Raw genomic sequence first — 18,096 nt, 5'->3', positions numbered from 1 at the left:
GATTTTTTATTCTTCCTCTTCTTTCTGCGGCTCAAGGTCAAGTCCCAGCTCATGAAGCTGTGCCTCACTTACCTGGCTAGGAGACTGAGTCATCAGACAGGAGGCATCCTTAACCTTCGGGAATGCAATAACATCACGGATCGTATCTGCCTTTGCCATAAGCATAACAAGTCTGTCAAGGCCATATGCAAGTCCTGCGTGTGGCGGAACTCCATATTTGAAGGCATCCAGAAGGAATCCGAACTGCTCATGTGCAGCTTCTTTTGTGAAGCCAAGTGCCTCAAACATTCTTTCCTGAATATCATCCTGATGGATACGCACGCTGCCACCGCCAATCTCATTTCCGTTAAGAACGATGTCGTATGCTTTTGCACGAACCTTTCCCGGATCTGTGTCAAGAAGCGGAAGATCCTCCTCCATAAGCATGGTGAACGGATGGTGCATTGCTGTAAAACGGTTCTCCTCCTCGCTCCACTCAAGAAGCGGGAACTCTGTTACCCATACGAAACGATACTCATTTTTATCTAAAAGATCCATCTGTTTTGCAAGCTCAAGACGGAGTGCTCCCAGTACATCGTATACCAATTTTGTCTTATCTGCTGCAAAAAGAAGAAGATCTCCCGGCTTGCCGTCCATAGCTTTTACAAGAGTATCCATCTCTTCATCTGTCATAAACTTGGCGAAAGAAGATTTTCTGGTTCCGTCCTCTGCAATGGAAATGTATGCAAGACCTTTTGCACCATAACCTTTTACGAACTCAACAAGCTTATCGATCTTCTTTCTCGGCATTGCGCCCTGACCTTCTGCATTGATACCACGAACACTTCCGCCGTTCTCAAGCGCACCTGTGAACACACCAAATCCGCAGTCTTTTACGATATCACTGACATCATGAAGTTCCATACCGAAACGCATATCCGGCTTGTCGGAACCAAAACGATCCATAGCTTCCTGCCAGGTAATTCTCTGGATTGGGAGTTTTACATCGATATCCAGAACTTCTTTGAACAGGAATGCAAGATATCTCTCGTTAACATCGATAACATCGTCTACATCAACAAAGGAAAGCTCCATATCGATCTGTGTGAACTCCGGCTGACGGTCAGCACGAAGATCCTCATCACGGAAGCATCTTGCTATCTGGATATAACGATCAAATCCGGAGCACATCAGAAGCTGTTTGTACAGCTGCGGAGACTGTGGAAGGCCATAGAAGCTTCCCGGATGAACACGTGATGGTACCAGATAGTCTCTGGCTCCCTCAGGAGTACTCTTTCCAAGCATCGGTGTCTCAATCTCAAGGAATCCCTCTTCTGTAAAGAACTGTCTTGTAAGCTGGGCAACCTTGCTCTTCATCATGATATTTCTCTGAAGATCTGGTCTTCTTAAATCAAGATAACGATATTTAAGTCGGATCTCATCTTTTGTCTTGCTATTCTCCTCGATCGGGAATGGAGGAACATCTGCCTCAGCAAGAACACGGAGGGATTTTACACGAAGCTCGATCTCGCCAGTTGCAAGATTCTCGTTTACTGCTCCTCCACGTTTCTCTACGGTACCGGTTACAGCAATAACAAACTCACTACGCAGTTTACCTGCTTTTGTAAAGCCTTCCTCGTCAATGCTGCCATTCTCAAAAATCAGCTGCATGATCCCGGAACGGTCACGAAGATCCACAAATACAAGACCTCCTTTATTTCTGGCTTTTGCCACCCATCCCATTAATGTTACTTCTTTTCCGACCATCTCTGTGGTCACTTCTGCACATCGGCAAGTTCTGTGCAGTCCCTGCATGCTTTCAGCCATCTCTTTATCCTCCTCTGACTATTTTTTTCATAGTCATTTTAATTTACTCTGCTATCTCCGTTTTCAGACGGGCAGTTTCAGTCTCTGTTGAAAAATTCTACATACTCTGTATAACCATCTGCTGCCAGCTGGTCTTTCTGGAATTTTTTGTTCTTTTTCATGATAGAGATATTGATCTGTGTACCTGCACTTCTTTCCTCAGTTGCCTGTTTCAGGATATTCAGAAGCTTGTCTGCCGGCATGTTCTTCTCGATCAGATATGCTTTCTTGCCATTCTTGGTTGGAATCTCATAGCCTCTCTCAAGAAGCAGCATAACAATTCTCTCAAATCCAATGGAGAAACCACAAGCACAGATATTATTTCCTGTAAATTTACCGATCATCTCATCGTAACGTCCGCCTCCACCGACGCTTCCGCCGAACTCATCCATGGAAATCTCAAAGATCGGACCTGTGTAATAGGACATTCCACGTACCAGTGTAGGGTCAAAGGACATTTTGAAGTCTGCTGTTTTTACAGATTCTACAGTATTGATGATCGTTTCAAGATCCTCTGCAATACCTGCTTCCAGAACATCAGAAAGTTTTTCTTTAATATAACGGACACCCTCAACATCGTTGGTGATCTCACGGAAAAGTCCAAGATAAGTGTCAATGCTCTCTTTCGCAAAGCCCTCTTTCTCAAGCTCCTCTGCAACTCCCTCGATGCCGATCTTATCCATCTTGTCAAGAATAATAAAGACAGTATCAAAGCTCTCTGCCGGGAATCCACTGTACTGAGCCATTGCCTTCAGGATCCTTCTGTCATTGATACGGATCGTAAAGTTATGGAAATCCAGTTTTCCAAGAAGTGTTGTAGTTGCAAGTACAAGCTCGATCTCAGCAAGATAGGTCGGCTCACCCAGGATATCGATATCACACTGCATAAACTGACGGAAACGACCTCTCTGCGGACGGTCAGCTCTCCATACATTTCCCATCTGAAGTGCCTTAAACGGAGCCGGAAGCTCGTTTGCATTATTGGAATAATATCTGGAAAGCGGTACGGTCAGGTCATAGCGAAGTCCGGAATCTGTCAGATCATTCTCTGTTTTTGCAGTATCCAGTTTCAGTTTCTCGCCTCTCTTCATGATCTTGAAGATCAGCTTTTCATTTTCACCGCCCTGCTTGCTGCAGAGATTCTCAATATGTTCTACACAGGGAGTCTCAATTGCGGAAAAACCAAAGGTTCCGTACGTCTCTCTGATCATATTCATCACATAGTTACGGATTGCCATTTCCTTCGGTAAAATGTCCTTCATTCCTGTAACCGGTTTCTTTTTTAATGCCATAGTTTCCTCCTTTATGAATCACCCTCTGAAATGCAAGAAACACCTGCATGTCAAAGTTTTTAATCTCATCGATCATCAGTCTTAAAACTTCATCATTTTCCAGAGCCTTCCGATATGGTCTGTCCATACTCAAAGCCGCATATACATCACATACTCTCAGGATCCTTGCACCCATAGGGATATCCTTTCCGCTTCTGTTGCTGGGATAACCGCTGCCGTCAAAATTCTCATGATGATAAAGAATACTTTCCAGAACATAATCGGAATATCCCTGGTCTTTCAGGATCTCATAACCTAATGTGGAGTGCATGCGAACATATTTCAGTTCTTCAATGACCATCGGATTCTGCTCTTGGCCATTAATGTATCCTTCCAGTTTCAGCTTGCCTATATCATGGAGCATTCCGGCAATAGCCAGCTGATAACATTCTTTCTCACCAAGACCAAGCTCCTTTGCCACATCATAGGCAAGGTTACTGACAACAACCCCATGCTTCAGCTCTGCGGAAAGATCCATTTCCAGGATCCGGTCCTGCGTAGTTTCACTTATCTTCTGTACGCTTTTCAAGGATCCGTCTCTCCTTTCCGTCTACAGCCATTTTGCAATGCCCTCGCGTTTCCTCTCGATCATTTCATCGATACGTGTGATATAATTGACAACATCCTTCACATTCTCCACACGCTCAATGCGCTGTCCGTGATCAAACACAAGCTTGGAAGAACCACCTGCACCCAGTGCGATGATCGGCTGCTTTTCCTCCATAATCAGTATATTGTAAATCCCTGCTTTGTCAACCTCTGAATACCCGACGTTCTCAAAATTCCCCTTCATATTCTTCTGTCTGTACAGATAATAAGGACCCATTCCCATCTCGTAGGCCGTTTTCATAGTCAGATCCATGATCTCCTGATTGTTTTCAAAGGTCATCTCCTGGTATTTAGCACGGAAAATATTCAGTCTTGCCGCACGCTTCACAGCAAGAGAATGTACGGTCAGGCTGTCCGGCCCGAGAGCTTTTACCTCGTCCAGTGTATGCTGCACTTTTGTGATATCTTCGCCGGGAAGACCCACGATCAGATCCATATTGATATTGTCGAATCCGGCTTTTCTTGCCAGATGAAACGCATTCTTTGTCTGTTCTACTGTATGACGTCTGCCAATGATATCCAGGGTTTCCTGATTCATGGTCTGTGGATTTACAGAAATCCTGGTAACCGGAAACTCCCGGATCGCCTGAAGCTTTTCCAAGGTTATACTGTCCGGTCTTCCTGCCTCAACCGTAAATTCTTCCAGCTCCTCACAGGGAAAATATTCCGTGATCGCGCCAAGAAGTCTCCGAAGCTGATCCGGCTCCAGTGTGGTAGGTGTTCCCCCACCGATATAGACCGTATCCAGCTTCCGGTTTTTCATCATCCCGGAAACAGCCCGGATTTCCTTTACCAGCGCATCCAGATACGCCTCCACATATTTACGCCATCTCTCCAGCGGATAGGAACTGAATGAACAGTACAGACAGATACTCGGACAGAAAGGAATGCCAACATAAAGGCTGTAACCGTTTTCATAATCAATGTTTTTCAGGATATCCCGCTCACGGTTGGCAATGGTAACTGCAAGCGCTGTTTTCTCCGGGCTTACCAGATACTGTTCTCTCATATATCTGGCGATCTCTGTATTCTTCATTCCGGACTCCAGCATTCCCATAGCCATTTTCACAGGACGGATGCCTGTAAGATTTCCCCAGGGAAGTGTCTTTCCTGTAGCTTTGGAAAGCATCTGATACAGAGCGTATTTGATCGCGTCTTTATTTTTTCTGCGGATATCATGGGCATCATTGCAAGAAATAAGGGCATCCGAAGCTTCTCCACTGGATTGCCCTTCTATCACAGCCCCATGAGCTGTTTCTTTCTCTATTCCGTTGTTGTAACTGATGGTATAACCTTCTTCATCACGTGAGACCCGGAAACGGATATCATAATCCGCATCATCCTCTTCATAAAGAGAAACGATCTCATTTCCGGGATAAAACGCTTTGATCAGTTCATACACATCATGCTCAAAATCTCTGTTCTGAAACAAAATGCCAATCTTATACAAATGGATTATACCTCTTTTCATAACCAATGGTTGTGGATGCGTCATGCCCCGGAAATACTTCTGTATCCTCTGGCAAAGTATCCACAAGCTTGTGAAGGCTTCTTACGATCTCAGCAGAACTTCCGCCAGGAAAATCGGTTCTTCCCACAGAGCCGCAAAACAATGTATCTCCGCTGAAAAGCACACCTTCGTCTTTGATATAATAGCAGCAGCTTCCTTTGGTATGTCCCGGTGTGTGGAACATCTGGATGGAAAATCCTGCCGCTTCGAAAATCTGCCCGTCATCCAGAAGAACCTCCGGCTTAATTGAACAGGCACTTCCATAAACAGCAGTCATATTTATCGTGGGCTCTGCCAGCATCACTTCTTCCTGCCTGCATGCATAAACCGGGATCTGATATTTTTCCTTCACTTCCTTTACAGCCATGATGTGATCAAAATGACCATGTGTCAGAAGGATCCCCACCGGTTTTCCCTGAATAAGAGATACTTTCTGAAAAACTTTTTCTGCATAGTCTCCCGGGTCTACGATCAGCAGTTCTCCGGTCTCTTTATTTTTCAGAAAATAGCAGTTGGTAAACACCTGACCCAGCACACACTGCTGCATTTCAAGTTTACTCATAAAAATTCCTCCGTTTATCGGGTCAGCCCGTTGTTCGCTCTACATCAAGAACACTTTCAACCTGACGGATCTTTTCGATCAGGGAATTCAGTTCCTGTTTGCTGCATACATTAAAGGACATGGAAATCGTGGCGCGTTCCTGCTTGTTGGTACGGCTGTTAATGGAACGAAGATCGATCTTCCTCTCTGTAAAGATCTTGGAAATATCCACCAGAAGTCCGGTACGGTTATTTGCATAAACCTGGATCTCCGCTTCGTATTTCTCGGAATCCGCTCTGTCCGGCATCTGCCACTCTGCTTCAATGAGACGTTTCCGGTCAATCTCAGGCATGTTGAACACATTCACACAGTCTGTACGATGAATGGTGATCCCTCTTCCTCTTGTTACAAAGCCTACGATCTCATCTCCCGGGATCGGACTACAGCATTTGGAAAAACGAACTGCCACATCATGAATGCCTTTTACTACAATGCCACTCTTACTCTTGGCAATGTGAAGCTTCTCCTGTGATTCGGAAGCTGCCTCCAGGACCTGTTCATCTGTAAGATTCTTCTTATGCTCCCTCTCATAGGCTTCTACCAGCTTGTTAAACACCTGACCTTCTTTCAGGCCGCCATGTCCGATCGCTGCCAATACAGAATCCCAGTCTCGGAAACCATATTTATGCATTACCGATTCCATATACTGTGGCTTGGTATATATGCCTGGTTTAAAGCCCTTGGTCTTGGCATACTGATTCAGCATGTCCTTACCCTTCAGGATATTATCTTCCTTCAGTTCTTTCTTAAACCACTGGTTGATCTTATTCTTAGCCTGTGTGCTCTTTACGATCTTCAGCCAGTCACGGCTGGGGCCCTGAGAATTCTGGGATGTTATGATCTCAATACGATCACCGTTTTTGATCTTATATTCAATAGGAACAAGTTTGCCATTGACCCTGGCACCTACCATCTTGTTTCCTACTGCACTGTGCACGCTGTATGCAAAATCAATAGGTGTAGAACCATTTGGGAGTGTTTTTACATCTCCCTGGGGAGTGAAACAGTAAACACTGTCTGCAAAAAGATCCAAATCATTTTTCAGAAGGCTCATGAACTCCCGGTTATCGGACATGTCACGCTGCCACTCCAGGATCTGGCGCAGCCAGTTCAGCTTCTCTTCCTCACTCTTTCCAGGTTTCTTACCATCGGAAGTTTCCTTATATTTCCAATGAGCCGCAATACCGTATTCTGCGGTTTTATGCATTTCAAATGTACGGATCTGGATTTCGAAAGGCTGTCCGTTAGGGCCGATCAGTGTTGTATGCAGAGACTGATACATATTGGCCTTCGGCATTGCGATATAATCTTTAAATCTACCGGGGATCGGCTTATACATCTCATGGATAACACCAAGAGCTGCATAACAGTCCTTCACAGTATCTACAATGATACGTACGGCAAACAGATCATAAATCTGATCAATGGTTTTATCCTGATTGACCATCTTCTTATAGATGCTGAAGAAATGCTTCACACGGCCATCCACCTGCGCCCTGATATTGGCATCCTCCATATGCTGCTTTACCTGTTTCACGATAGAATTAACAAATTCCTCACGGGCACTTTTGCGAAGAGCAACCTTTTCTACCAGATCATAGTAAACATCCGGCTTCAGATACTTAAGAGAAAGATCATCCAGTTCCACCTTGATCTTGGAAATACCAAGCCGCATCGCGATGGGAGCATAGATATCCATGGTTTCTCTTGCTTTCTCCTGCTGTTTCTCTGGTCTCATATATTGCAGGGTACGCATATTATGAAGACGGTCCGCAAGCTTGATCAGGATAACGCGGATATCCTTAGCCATTGCAAGGAACATCTTTCTTAAATTCTCAGCCTGAACCTCTACCTTGTCCTTGGAATAGGACAGCTGTCCCAGCTTGGTAACACCATCTACCAGAAGTGCTACCTCAGAACCAAATTCCTTTTCTACTTCTTCATACGTCATCCAGGTATCCTCTACCGCATCATGAAGAAGGCCTGCCACTATGGTTTCCTTATCCAGCTCAAGATCCGCAAGGATGATCGCAACACAGAGAGGATGAATGATATAAGGTTCACCGGATTTACGTTTCTGATCCTTATGTGCCTCACTGGCCACTTTATAGGCCTTTTCAATCATGGAAATATCTGTAGACGGATGATATTTCTTCACACTTTTTATCAGCTCCTGATAAAGAACCTCAGGGCTTGTAAAATCATGCATGGATTTCACCGCCGCATCTGCCTTCCGGACAGACTCTCTTTTTTCTTCTTCCTTCTGTATCTCAATGTTTTGTTTTTCCGTATTTTTTGTCTCTGCCATTAAATCCCACCTGCCTGTGCACAATTTCATACTGCCGTATGACTACAACAGTTCACATCCCCTTCCACCGACAAAAAATCATTTTCCGTCGTAACAGATCACAGATGCCACATCATAACCTTTGAGACGCTCACGTCCCTTCAGACCTGCAAGCTCCATAAGGAAAACCACCTTGACAACCTCGCCGCCAAGCTCCTCCACAAGCTTGATGGCTGCTTCCACGCTTCCGCCCGTAGCGATCAGGTCATCCACAATAACAACCTTCTGTCCCGGCTTGATGGAATCCTTATGCATCTCGATAGTTGCACTTCCATACTCCAGATCATAGGTTCTGGAAACGGTCTCACATGGAAGTTTTCCTGCTTTGCGGACCAGAACAAAGGGTTTGTGAAGATTATATGCGATCGGCATACCAAAGATAAAGCCTCTGGATTCAAGACCTGTGATCACATCGAACTCCTCACCCTCCAGACAATCCTGCATAGAATCAATGGCAAGCTGTAATCCATCCGCATCCTGAAGGACGCTGGTAACGTCACGGAAAATAATCCCTGGCTCTGGAAAGTCCGGGATACTTCTTACATATTCTTCTATTTTTTTCATAATAACCTCCAATGGTTTAATTTGTCAATCAGATGTTAGATAGTATAGCACTTTTTCTGTAGGGAATCAATGTGCAACCCGACAGAACTCGCGGAATTACGACAGGCCCTGGACTGCATATTGCCCAGTACAGAGCCTTCTTTCCTGTTTTACAGTCAATTACTTGCTGTCAGGATCTGCATTTTAGAGATACTTTCTCCTGTTATTCTGTAATATAATTTCGGATTACGATCTGTAAGGTCTCTCTTCCCTGATAACGGTTGATCTCAGGATAATATGTGACCGCAATACTTCCACAGTTTTTTATTCTATCAACAAATTCATCTGCTTCTCCAAAATATACTGCTTCCACTACACAGCCGGTACTGTCTGACAGCTGAAGCTTTGCCACATTCCTATTTTTGCCAAGAATACGGCTGCTTAAAACCCGAAGTCCCTTCTGTGCAAAAATCGGTTTGGTATTTCCCTTTCCAAAAGGCTCCAGCAGGGATATCTCTTCCACAAGTTCCTTATTTATATAGGAAACCGGCATTGGCACATCGATCAGGATCTTTGGAGCCAGATCTTTTTCTGTCAGAGTACAGTTTTCGTTTAACCGTCTGCGGAACTCTTCCACATTTTCTTCTTTAATGGATAATCCTGCCGCCATAGGATGACCGCCATACTGTTCCATCAGATCTCCGCATTTTACCAGTTCCTCAAACATGGAATAGCTTTCTATGGAACGTCCGCTACCTTTCACCATTGTTTCACCTTTTGTCAGGACAAAGACCGGTTTATTGTACTTTTCCCGGATGCGTCCCGCAATAATTCCGGCCAGGCTTTCGTGACAGTCCGGTAAATAGATCACAAGAACCCTGTCCTGTCCGATTTCTGTCTCTTCCACAATACGGATCGCTGCTTCCTTTCCCTCTTCTGTGAGAGCTTTTCTGCTTTGATTCAACGCAGTCAGATCACCGGCAAGTTTTGCTGCTTCATCTTCCGTCTCCGCACAGAGCAGTTTCAGGGAACGTGCAGCGGTATCCAGTCTTCCACTGGCATTGATACATGGTCCCAGCACAAACCCTACATGATAGGCAGTGATCGGCCCATCCTCCAGGCCATTGGCACGGATCAGTTCACGGAGACCTTTGTTAGAAGTGCGGGAAAGTCGTTTCAGGCCTTCCTTTACAAGGATGCGGTTTTCACCCTGAAGATCCATCACGTCTCCCACCGTGGCAATGGCTCCTAATTCCAGAAAATCTTCCAGCTCTTTTTCCGGAATCCCGCATGCCTCATAGAGAGCTGTCACCAGCTTCAACGCAACAACTGCTCCGCACAATCTTTTCTCCGGATAATTACAGTCCGGCTGTTTTGGATTTACAATGGCATCAGCCGGCGGAAGGATCAGTTCTCTTCCATCTTCCGTTTCTTTATAGGGAATTTCATGATGATCGGTTATTATCACCGTCATTCCCTTCTCTTTAGCCATAGTGATTTCATTGTACGCCGCAATTCCATTATCACAGGTAACAATTACGTCAATCCCATCATTCACTGCTCTTTCGATCAGGTGCTCATGGATTCCATATCCATCTGCCACACGGTCCGGAATATATGTATCTGCCAGAGCTCCTGCACGCTTCAGTCCTTTGATCAGAATGAAGGTCGATACTACCCCATCAATGTCATAATCGCCTATAATACGGATGCGTTTTTTTCCCTTTATTTTATTCCGCAGGATCTCCACTGCCTTATCCACATCTTTCATCAAATGCGGAGAAGCCAGTTCGTCCACCTTTCCATAAAGATATCTGCGAATTTCATCCCTGTCCTGTACATCCCGGTTTCGGATCAGTCTGGCGATCACCGGATCAATTCCGAACTCTTTTCCAATTGCCGCAAAGTCCGCCCGTTTTGCAGCAACAACCCATCGTTCCATGTTGTTTCCTCCTTGATGCTTTGCCGCTTTCTTTCTTCAAAGCAACACAATAACCGTATTGTAACTCATACTCCTGCATAGCTGCAAGTTTTTTATGCCACACAAAAAAAACGTTCCGCCAGGAAATATTCTTTCCCGGTACGGAACGTTTCTGTTATTCAGCAATTTTATTCAGATTTCTCCTCATCATTCTGCTGCGTTGCTGCCTCCTGCGCTGCAAGGCGCTCGGCAACTCTTTTACGGTTTTTCTTCTTCGGCTGCTGAGCTGTCTGCTGTCCGGATGGCTGTTTTACCTTTTTCTCAGATTTCTCGGAAGAAATCTTTGCGGAAGCTGCTACAGCTGCCGGTGCTGCAACACGATTTTTTCTGAATGTTTTCATGGTGTACCACAGAGCACCAGTGATGCATACAGAAGAATATGCTCCACCGATGATACCTACCATCAGCGGTGCTGCAAATTCTTTAATTGAGGAAACACCCATTACATAAAGAATTGCAACCATTACAAATGTTGTCAGGGATGTGTAAATGCTTCGTGTCAGAGTTTCTGTAACACTGGTATTTACGATCTCTTTCAGTTTCTCATCCTCAACTTTCTTTCTGCCTCTCATATTCTCACGGATACGGTCGAAGATGACAATAGTAGCATTGATGGAATAACCTACGATCGTCAGCATACACGCAATAAATGTATTTCCCACAGATGTTCTGGAAATAACATAAAACGCAAGTACGACCAGGACATCATGAAGAAGTGCAAGTACTGCACTGCTTGCAAAGCGGATATCCTTGAAACGGAACCAGATGTAAAGAAGCATGAAGATCGCAGCTACGATAACCGCTACGATAGCGTCTCTTCTCATCTCATTGCTGACAGTAGCGGAAATATTCTCCGATGTGATCAGACTTGTATCTACATCAAAATTTTCCTCCAATGCCTTATTCAGTGCTTCTCGTTCCTTAAGATCCAGAGAACGTGTTTTGATCACTACCTGATTGGTTCCCTGCACCTTGGTCGGCTGTACATTCTTATCACCTGTCACTGCCTCAACAACCGGTGTTACCTCGGAATCGATCTCCTTGATATCCATCTCTTTATTGAAGGTTACATTGGTAGAAGTACCGCCGGAAAACTCCAGACTGTAATTCATGGCTTTGTCACCGATCACATTACTGTGGACCAGCATTCCTACAGGTCCGCAAAGGATCAGGATAATGGAAACAGCAAAGAAGATTTTTCTCTTTCCAACAAAATCCACAACCTTACGTTCCTTGGCAATGCCATAAAATTTCGGGTCACGAACACCAATTGCGTATACCGCATTAATAACAAGCCTGGATATAACCAGTGCTGTAAACATGGAGATCACGATACCCATTGCCAGCGTGTAGGCAAACCCCTTAACAGAACCGGAGCCAAGCCACATCAGCACACAAGCCGCGATCAGTGTTGTGATGTTTCCATCAAAAATAGCGGAAAACGCTTTGCCGAATCCACTTTTGATCGCTGCATGGACAGAAAGGCCTGCCGCGATCTCCTCACGGATTCTGGCGTAGATGATAACATTGGCATCCACTGCCATACCAATGCCCAAGATGATACCTGCAATACCCGGAAGCGTAAGGGTGATATCAAAGGCATTCAGTGTGATCAGCATTAAGGTTGTATAAAGAACCAGTGCAACAGATGCAACCAGACCTGGGATACGGTATGCGATGATCATGATCAGCATAACGATCACAAGACCGATTGCTCCGGCTTTTACACTTGTTGCAATGGCTTCTTCACCAAGCTGTGCAGCAACTACGCTGGAACGAAGCTCGGTAAGCTCAAGACTTAAGGAACCGATTCTTATGTAAGAAGCAAGATTCTGTGCCTCTTCTGTACTTGCCATTCCGGTGATCTGAGCTTTTCCGCCGGAAATCTCCTCATTTACATTCGGAGCGCTTAAAACCTGATCGTCATATACGATTGCGATCTGCTTTCCAACATTTGCCTTGGTAGCTTCCGCAAATTTGGTTTTTCCATTCTTTGTAAGAGTCAGACTGACTGCATATTTCTGGGAGCTTGTGGATGAATCCTGATAAGCACCTCCCTCAGCGTCTGCAACGTCTGTACCTTCCAGTACAACAGATCCGGCTTTCTGGATATCCTCAATACTTCTTGCAAGAACATATCCACTCTCACTGTTTCCTGTTGTAAAATTCTGGTTTCCGTCTGCATCTGTCTGATCGATAAAATACAGAGAACCTGGCTTTCCAAGTTCTTCCAAGATCGCATTTGCATCTGATACTCCTGGAATCTCAATGGTGATACGGTTGGAACCTTCCTGATATGCCTGTGCCTCAGTACTGTACTGAGAAACACGCTGCTGCATCTTGTAAACAGTATCGGACATGTCTTCCTTGCTCGGATTGCTGTCCTTAGCCTGGTATGTGATGCTGACACCGCCGGCAAGATCAAGTCCGGTGTTGATATTCTTAGCCGAACCTGTTCCTGTAGGACCAATGCCTACCGCAGCCACATAGCAGAAGAATACTGTGACAATTGCTGTCAGAAGCAGCACTGCAATTCCTCTACTTTTCTTCATTTTCTTTTTCCTCTCTTATTCCGCCAAAGCGGCTTTTATCATGATAGCGCACTCCACACGCTTCCTCTGGAGTTCGCATCCGATCTTATAATTCCCCCGGATATCCCCGCCGAAATGGTAACCATTTGCCGCACAGCCGCCGCTGCAGTAGAATCTGGCAAAACAGTCTTTACAGTCCGGTTTCGTATAGACGTTACATCTTCCAAAGTCTTTTACGATTTCAGGCTTTGTGATTCCCTCGTCTACATTACCCATAAGGTACTGTTCCTCACCCACAAACTGGTGACATGGATAAAAATCTCCCCACGGAGTAACAGCCAGGTACTCGGTTCCTGAACCGCATCCGGAAAGTCGTTTGTATACACACGGACCACCGGTAAGGTCTATCATAAAGTGGAAGAAGTTGAATCCTTTTCCCTCTTTTTCTCTTTTGATCATTTCTTTTGCAAGAATATCATACTGTTCCAGGATCTGTGGGATATCCTCCTCACGGATCGCATACTCTTCTGTATCTGCTGCCACGACCGGCTCAACAGAAATCTGCTTGAAGCCAAGATCTGCCAGATGCAGAACATCCTGAGAGAAATCAAGATTATGATGAGTAAAGGTTCCTCTTACATAATACTTGTCCTGATTTCTGGATTCCGCAAATTTCTCAAATTTCGGCATGATCAGATCATAGCTTCCTGCACCCTTACGGAACGGGCGCATGTAGTCATGAACTTCTTTTCTACCGTCCACGCTTAAGACAACATTTCCCATTTCCTTATTGCAGAATTCCATCACCTCATCATTTAAAAGAACGCCGTTGGTTGTCAGTGTGAAGCGGAATTTTTTGTTATGAAGTTTCTCCTGTTCTCTTCCATATTTCACAAGATCCTTTACAACCTGCCAGTTCATAAGAGGCTCGCCGCCAAAGAAATCCACTTCCAGATTCTTTCTGGAGCCGGAATTAGCGATCAGGAAATCCAACGCTTTTTTTCCTACCTCAAAAGACATCAGCGCACGTCTTCCGTGATACTCTCCTTCTTCTGCAAAACAATATCTACATGCCAGATTACAGTCATGAGCAATATGAAGGCAAAGAGCCTTTACAACGGTCTGGCGGTTTTTGGTAAATTCATCAATGATATTCTCATAAATATCTTTTGTAAAAAGCATTCCCTGTTCCTGAAGCTTCTTACATTCAGTTACAGAGGTTTCCACATCCTCTTTCTTAAAACGGTCGCCAAGCTTCTCAGCAATGGCAGCCGCTTCCATGCCTTCTTCAAGATACGGCAGCACCTCATAGGTTACTTCATCTACTAGGTGGATACAGCCGCTGTTGATATCCAGCACAATATTATATCCATTACTTTGATAACGGTGAATCAGACTCATCTTCCCGCAATCCTTTCTAAAATTCTTTTATAACCCGACAAAACGCGCCCTCCGGCGCGTTTTGCTGGATACCTGTTACTTTCAGATAAAACAAGTGAAGCAGCGGATCTCCCGCTGCTTTCCACTCATTCAACGGCTGCTTCTTATTTGTGCTCGCAGCTCTGGTTTCCTACTGTACAGGAAGTCTTGCAAGCAGACTGACAGGATGTCTGACATTCGCCACATCCACCCTTCTTAACCGTGTTCTGAAGGTTCTTTGTATTTAATGTCTTGATATGTTCCATGATATATCCTCCTTTATGTATTCTATTCTTCGCCTAGTATAGCATAAAATCATCGATTTTCAAAGCATTTTTTTGTAAGCTTTTACGACAGCATCCCACCAATGGCTCCGCCACCAAGACACATGAAAAAAGTAGTCAACGCATGGGCAAAGGTCATATCCCATTTCCCCTGTGCCAGAAAAGATACCAGAAGCAGCAGAACATAATAGGAAAGCCCGGTAACGATCCCCCATATATATCGGTCTTTCCGTATGATCTTTCCCGCCATAAAACCTCCGACCAGGCAGGATACTACATAAATAATAATGATCCCCACCGCCGCCGTCCCTCCTCCAAATTCAAACTGAAAGAGCAGAAACGCCAGTATCAGAAGAAAAAGTCCTGTCACTCCATAGGCTAGCAGCAATGATCGTAATATTGCTTTTCCCTTCATAAAAAAGCCCTCCCACAGTCATTATATGGGAGAGCTTTTTCTCTTATTCATTACTTCTTTCTTTTCTTAAAAAACACTGCTACACCAGCTACAACTGCCGCTGCCACAAACAAGATCACAAACGGAAGGATCTGAGTGTTATCTCCGGTATTTACCTGTTTCTTGGATGTTGTTGCAGAAGACTGTTCTTCAGCCTCATTCTCCGCCGTATCACTGTTCTGAGAAGAAGACTGTTCCTGATCTGTGCTATCTGAAGTCAGATTCTGAGATGTCTCTGCCGTATTGGTGTCTGTACTGTCTGTTTCTGCAGAATCTGCAGTACCTGAAGATGCAGTATCTGAAGATGAAGCATCAGCTGCAGGTGTAACCGTTGCACCGGTATTGCTTTCAGCATCTGGCCCTACCAGAGATTTACTTCCAGCGATGCCAAATGGGCTGAATGAATGTGTACTGAAAGTCATTGTGGCACCATCCATGCTTGGAATGATAGTCTCCATTGCGCCATTATCAAGAAGGTGTTCAATAGAATATGTATAGCCGGCCTTTACAGGTACAGTCACACTGATATACTCCCCATCCGGAATTTTATACTCTGTATTATTCTGTGTATCCCAGAGTTCAAACTCATAGGATTTAAAGATTGTTGCATCTTCTTCATTGGTAAACTGATAGTCCTCACCACCAGAAACACGAAACTGTACATACCACGGAAGATCGATTCCTGATACAGTTATTCCATCACAGGTATGATTTTGAGACGCAATTTCCTCTTTTTCTGTTTCTGTCAGATCGGTAGCTGCATTCTGAGGGCGTTTATCCTCTGTATCATCTTTCCTGTCAAAAATATTATCCTTGTTTTCTTCAGTATCAGGAGTCTCCGTAATTTCTGGAATCGCAGTAATTTCAGCATCGTTATTTTTTTCATGCTTCTCATCGTCTCTATTCTCAGATGCTGCATCAGGATCCATACCATCTTCTGCCGCCGGAGTTATCGTTACAGCAGGAGTTTCCACAGCTTCTGCTTCTTCCCCATCCTGAGTTTTATTATCCTCAGATGGTGCAGCTGTTACCTCCGGAGCTTCTGTTATCTCCGGATCCCTTTTTTCCTCTCCACTGGCATCTGCTGCATCTGAAGAATCTGAAGAAGACTGCTCCGTTTTTCCTGTTGTCTCCGGATCTTCTTTATTTTTCTGGGCACTGTCATCCTGCAGACCTTCGTTCTTCTTCTCATTCTCTGCAGTGCTGTCCTCTGTTTCTTTTACAGAAGTATCTGCATCACTCTCATTGACGTCGGTTCCATTTTCCTCTTTATCATCGGTTCCATAGGATTCTCCTGAATCTGAATCAGAAGAATCGGAACTTTCCTCACTTCCGGAATTTTCCTCTGTACTGTCAATGCTGCTGACCACAACTGTCACGGAACCTGTAAGTGTTCCTGAATTACTATCCCACCCCGGAAGGCCTGAAAGGTCAGCACCTGCAGCAGGTTTGAACACTACCCCACAGGATTGCACACGTTTGTCCGGAACATAAGAACTATCTGCCCAGGAAAGAGTTCCATACGCATTAGATGGGAGCGCAATGTTAGCAAGAGCTGTAGGGCTGTCAATAGTTATATTATCCGGGATCACAGCACCGGATTCTATACCTGAAGAGTTCTCCGCATATGCCGGAAAGGTCTGTCCTCCGATCAGTGTCATGGACAATGCCGCTGCTGCCAGTATTGAAAAGCTTCTGCTAAATGTAATCTTTGTGTTCTTTTTCATAATAATCTGCACCTCTATATTCAAAATCTAAGATTCATATTTGCCTTTTGTCAAAAAATTCAGTTATATAAAATATCGAACGCATGTAACATGCGCTCGAACCAATATTTCTCCAAAAATTAATATCTTGTTAATCTTTCGTAACAGATATTTCTTTTTTTCGTCAAATGCATTATAACACAATTCTTTTTTTTACGACACCCCTAAATTAATTTTTTTTGAGCATCAATGAAAATTGTTTAATTATTCTAGTTATTTCCCTCATTACCTCATCAATTCCATCATTTGTCATAATCCACGTATTTTTATCTATAGAATCCACACAACACGAACTCACAAAGAATTCCGTATCCGGATAAAGCAACTTGTAATACATCAACGCACGTCTTGCATGACAGGTTTTACAGCAGAGAATCGCCTTTTTGATATCCAGGTATTCTCTGTCTGTTACCTGCCGGGAATAAATTGCGTTCTCATAAGTGTAGGTTGCCTGATCTTCTTTCAGAATCGCTTCTTCCGGTACACCATTCTGCATCAGAACATCTTTCAAAAAATCCCATTCCGTTTTGTATGTCCCACAATAACATTCTTTCTTGTCAAGAACTCCTGTAAATCTCCCTGCTGTGATACTGTATCTTCCACTGGGCAGGATCTTTGGTGCAAACCCATTCCTGTAAAGCTCCGCTGCTTTTTCCGCCATTTGAGGATATCCGTTTCCCGGAACAAAGATCACATCCGCTTTTTCCGGCTTATCTTCTATAAACATGAAATCTTCTATCTGTTTCAGAAACTCTTCGTACATTATTTTCTATGTCCTTTCTTTACCATCTGCAACTAAATCCCGGATCAAAAGATATTTATCTGACAGGTATCCCTTATCCAGCTTTCTGTATTGCCTAATCATATCACTCTTT

General features: G+C 44.3%; 14 protein-coding genes. All 14 read right to left on the bottom strand.

Going from position 1 to position 18,096, the window contains the following annotated elements; genetic code table 11:
• Nucleotides 1–6: 6 nt before the first annotated feature.
• The 14 genes from aspS to DMI82_RS02865 all read right to left on the bottom strand — a co-directional run bounded on the left by aspS (nucleotide 7) and on the right by DMI82_RS02865 (nucleotide 17,984).
• Nucleotides 7–1,806, bottom strand: coding sequence for an aspartate--tRNA ligase (gene aspS / locus DMI82_RS02930; RefSeq protein WP_110102459.1), 1,800 nt, complete (start codon nucleotides 1,804–1,806; stop codon nucleotides 7–9).
• Between the two features lie 77 nt (nucleotides 1,807–1,883).
• Nucleotides 1,884–3,137, bottom strand: coding sequence for a histidine--tRNA ligase (hisS, locus tag DMI82_RS02925; protein ID WP_110102458.1), 1,254 nt, complete (start codon nucleotides 3,135–3,137; stop codon nucleotides 1,884–1,886).
• Nucleotides 3,070–3,705, bottom strand: a complete 636-nt coding sequence (locus DMI82_RS02920) for an HD-GYP domain-containing protein (RefSeq protein WP_021650382.1) — start codon at nucleotides 3,703–3,705, stop codon at nucleotides 3,070–3,072. The genes hisS and DMI82_RS02920 overlap by 68 nt, the downstream gene beginning before the upstream one ends.
• 21 nt (nucleotides 3,706–3,726) lie before the next feature.
• Nucleotides 3,727–5,256 (bottom strand): coproporphyrinogen dehydrogenase HemZ, encoded by a 1,530-nt coding sequence (hemZ, locus tag DMI82_RS02915; protein ID WP_110102457.1) that lies wholly within the window; start codon nucleotides 5,254–5,256, stop codon nucleotides 3,727–3,729.
• On the bottom strand, nucleotides 5,228–5,857 hold the full coding sequence (locus tag DMI82_RS02910) for an MBL fold metallo-hydrolase (protein WP_110102456.1): 630 nt from the start codon (nucleotides 5,855–5,857) through the stop codon (nucleotides 5,228–5,230). The genes hemZ and DMI82_RS02910 overlap by 29 nt, the downstream gene beginning before the upstream one ends.
• A gap of 22 nt (nucleotides 5,858–5,879) precedes the next feature.
• Complete coding sequence (locus DMI82_RS02905) at nucleotides 5,880–8,204, bottom strand: RelA/SpoT family protein (protein WP_110102455.1); 2,325 nt, start codon at nucleotides 8,202–8,204, stop codon at nucleotides 5,880–5,882.
• Between the two features lie 78 nt (nucleotides 8,205–8,282).
• Nucleotides 8,283–8,807 (bottom strand): adenine phosphoribosyltransferase, encoded by a 525-nt coding sequence (locus tag DMI82_RS02900; RefSeq protein ID WP_110102454.1) that lies wholly within the window; start codon nucleotides 8,805–8,807, stop codon nucleotides 8,283–8,285.
• A 202-nt stretch (nucleotides 8,808–9,009) separates the two neighbouring features.
• Nucleotides 9,010–10,728 (bottom strand): single-stranded-DNA-specific exonuclease RecJ, encoded by a 1,719-nt coding sequence (recJ, locus tag DMI82_RS02895; RefSeq protein WP_110102453.1) that lies wholly within the window; start codon nucleotides 10,726–10,728, stop codon nucleotides 9,010–9,012.
• Between the two features lie 167 nt (nucleotides 10,729–10,895).
• The gene (gene secD / locus DMI82_RS02890) at nucleotides 10,896–13,319 is read right to left on the bottom strand and encodes a protein translocase subunit SecD (RefSeq protein ID WP_110102452.1); all 2,424 of its coding nucleotides are present in this window, start codon (nucleotides 13,317–13,319) and stop codon (nucleotides 10,896–10,898) included.
• Between the two features lie 15 nt (nucleotides 13,320–13,334).
• Nucleotides 13,335–14,699, bottom strand: coding sequence for a thioether cross-link-forming SCIFF peptide maturase (gene scfB, locus DMI82_RS02885; RefSeq protein ID WP_129975275.1), 1,365 nt, complete (start codon nucleotides 14,697–14,699; stop codon nucleotides 13,335–13,337).
• Nucleotides 14,700–14,842: 143 nt separating this feature from the next.
• Nucleotides 14,843–14,983, bottom strand: a complete 141-nt coding sequence (gene scfA / locus DMI82_RS02880) for a six-cysteine ranthipeptide SCIFF (protein ID WP_015524633.1) — start codon at nucleotides 14,981–14,983, stop codon at nucleotides 14,843–14,845.
• 82 nt (nucleotides 14,984–15,065) lie between these two features.
• On the bottom strand, nucleotides 15,066–15,416 hold the full coding sequence (locus DMI82_RS02875) for a TIGR04086 family membrane protein (RefSeq protein WP_021650373.1): 351 nt from the start codon (nucleotides 15,414–15,416) through the stop codon (nucleotides 15,066–15,068).
• Nucleotides 15,417–15,466: 50 nt separating this feature from the next.
• Nucleotides 15,467–17,182 (bottom strand): hypothetical protein, encoded by a 1,716-nt coding sequence (locus DMI82_RS02870; protein ID WP_110102451.1) that lies wholly within the window; start codon nucleotides 17,180–17,182, stop codon nucleotides 15,467–15,469.
• A gap of 208 nt (nucleotides 17,183–17,390) precedes the next feature.
• Nucleotides 17,391–17,984: a YdcF family protein gene (locus DMI82_RS02865; RefSeq protein WP_110102450.1), complete on the bottom strand. Its 594-nt coding sequence runs from the start codon at nucleotides 17,982–17,984 to the stop codon at nucleotides 17,391–17,393.
• Nucleotides 17,985–18,096 lie beyond the last annotated feature (112 nt).

Origin of the sequence: Blautia sp. BCRC 81119 (genome assembly GCF_003184505.1) — a bacterium.
GTDB classification, from domain to species: domain Bacteria; phylum Bacillota; class Clostridia; order Lachnospirales; family Lachnospiraceae; genus Blautia_A; species Blautia_A fusiformis.
This window is presented reverse-complemented; position numbering and strand designations above follow the sequence as displayed.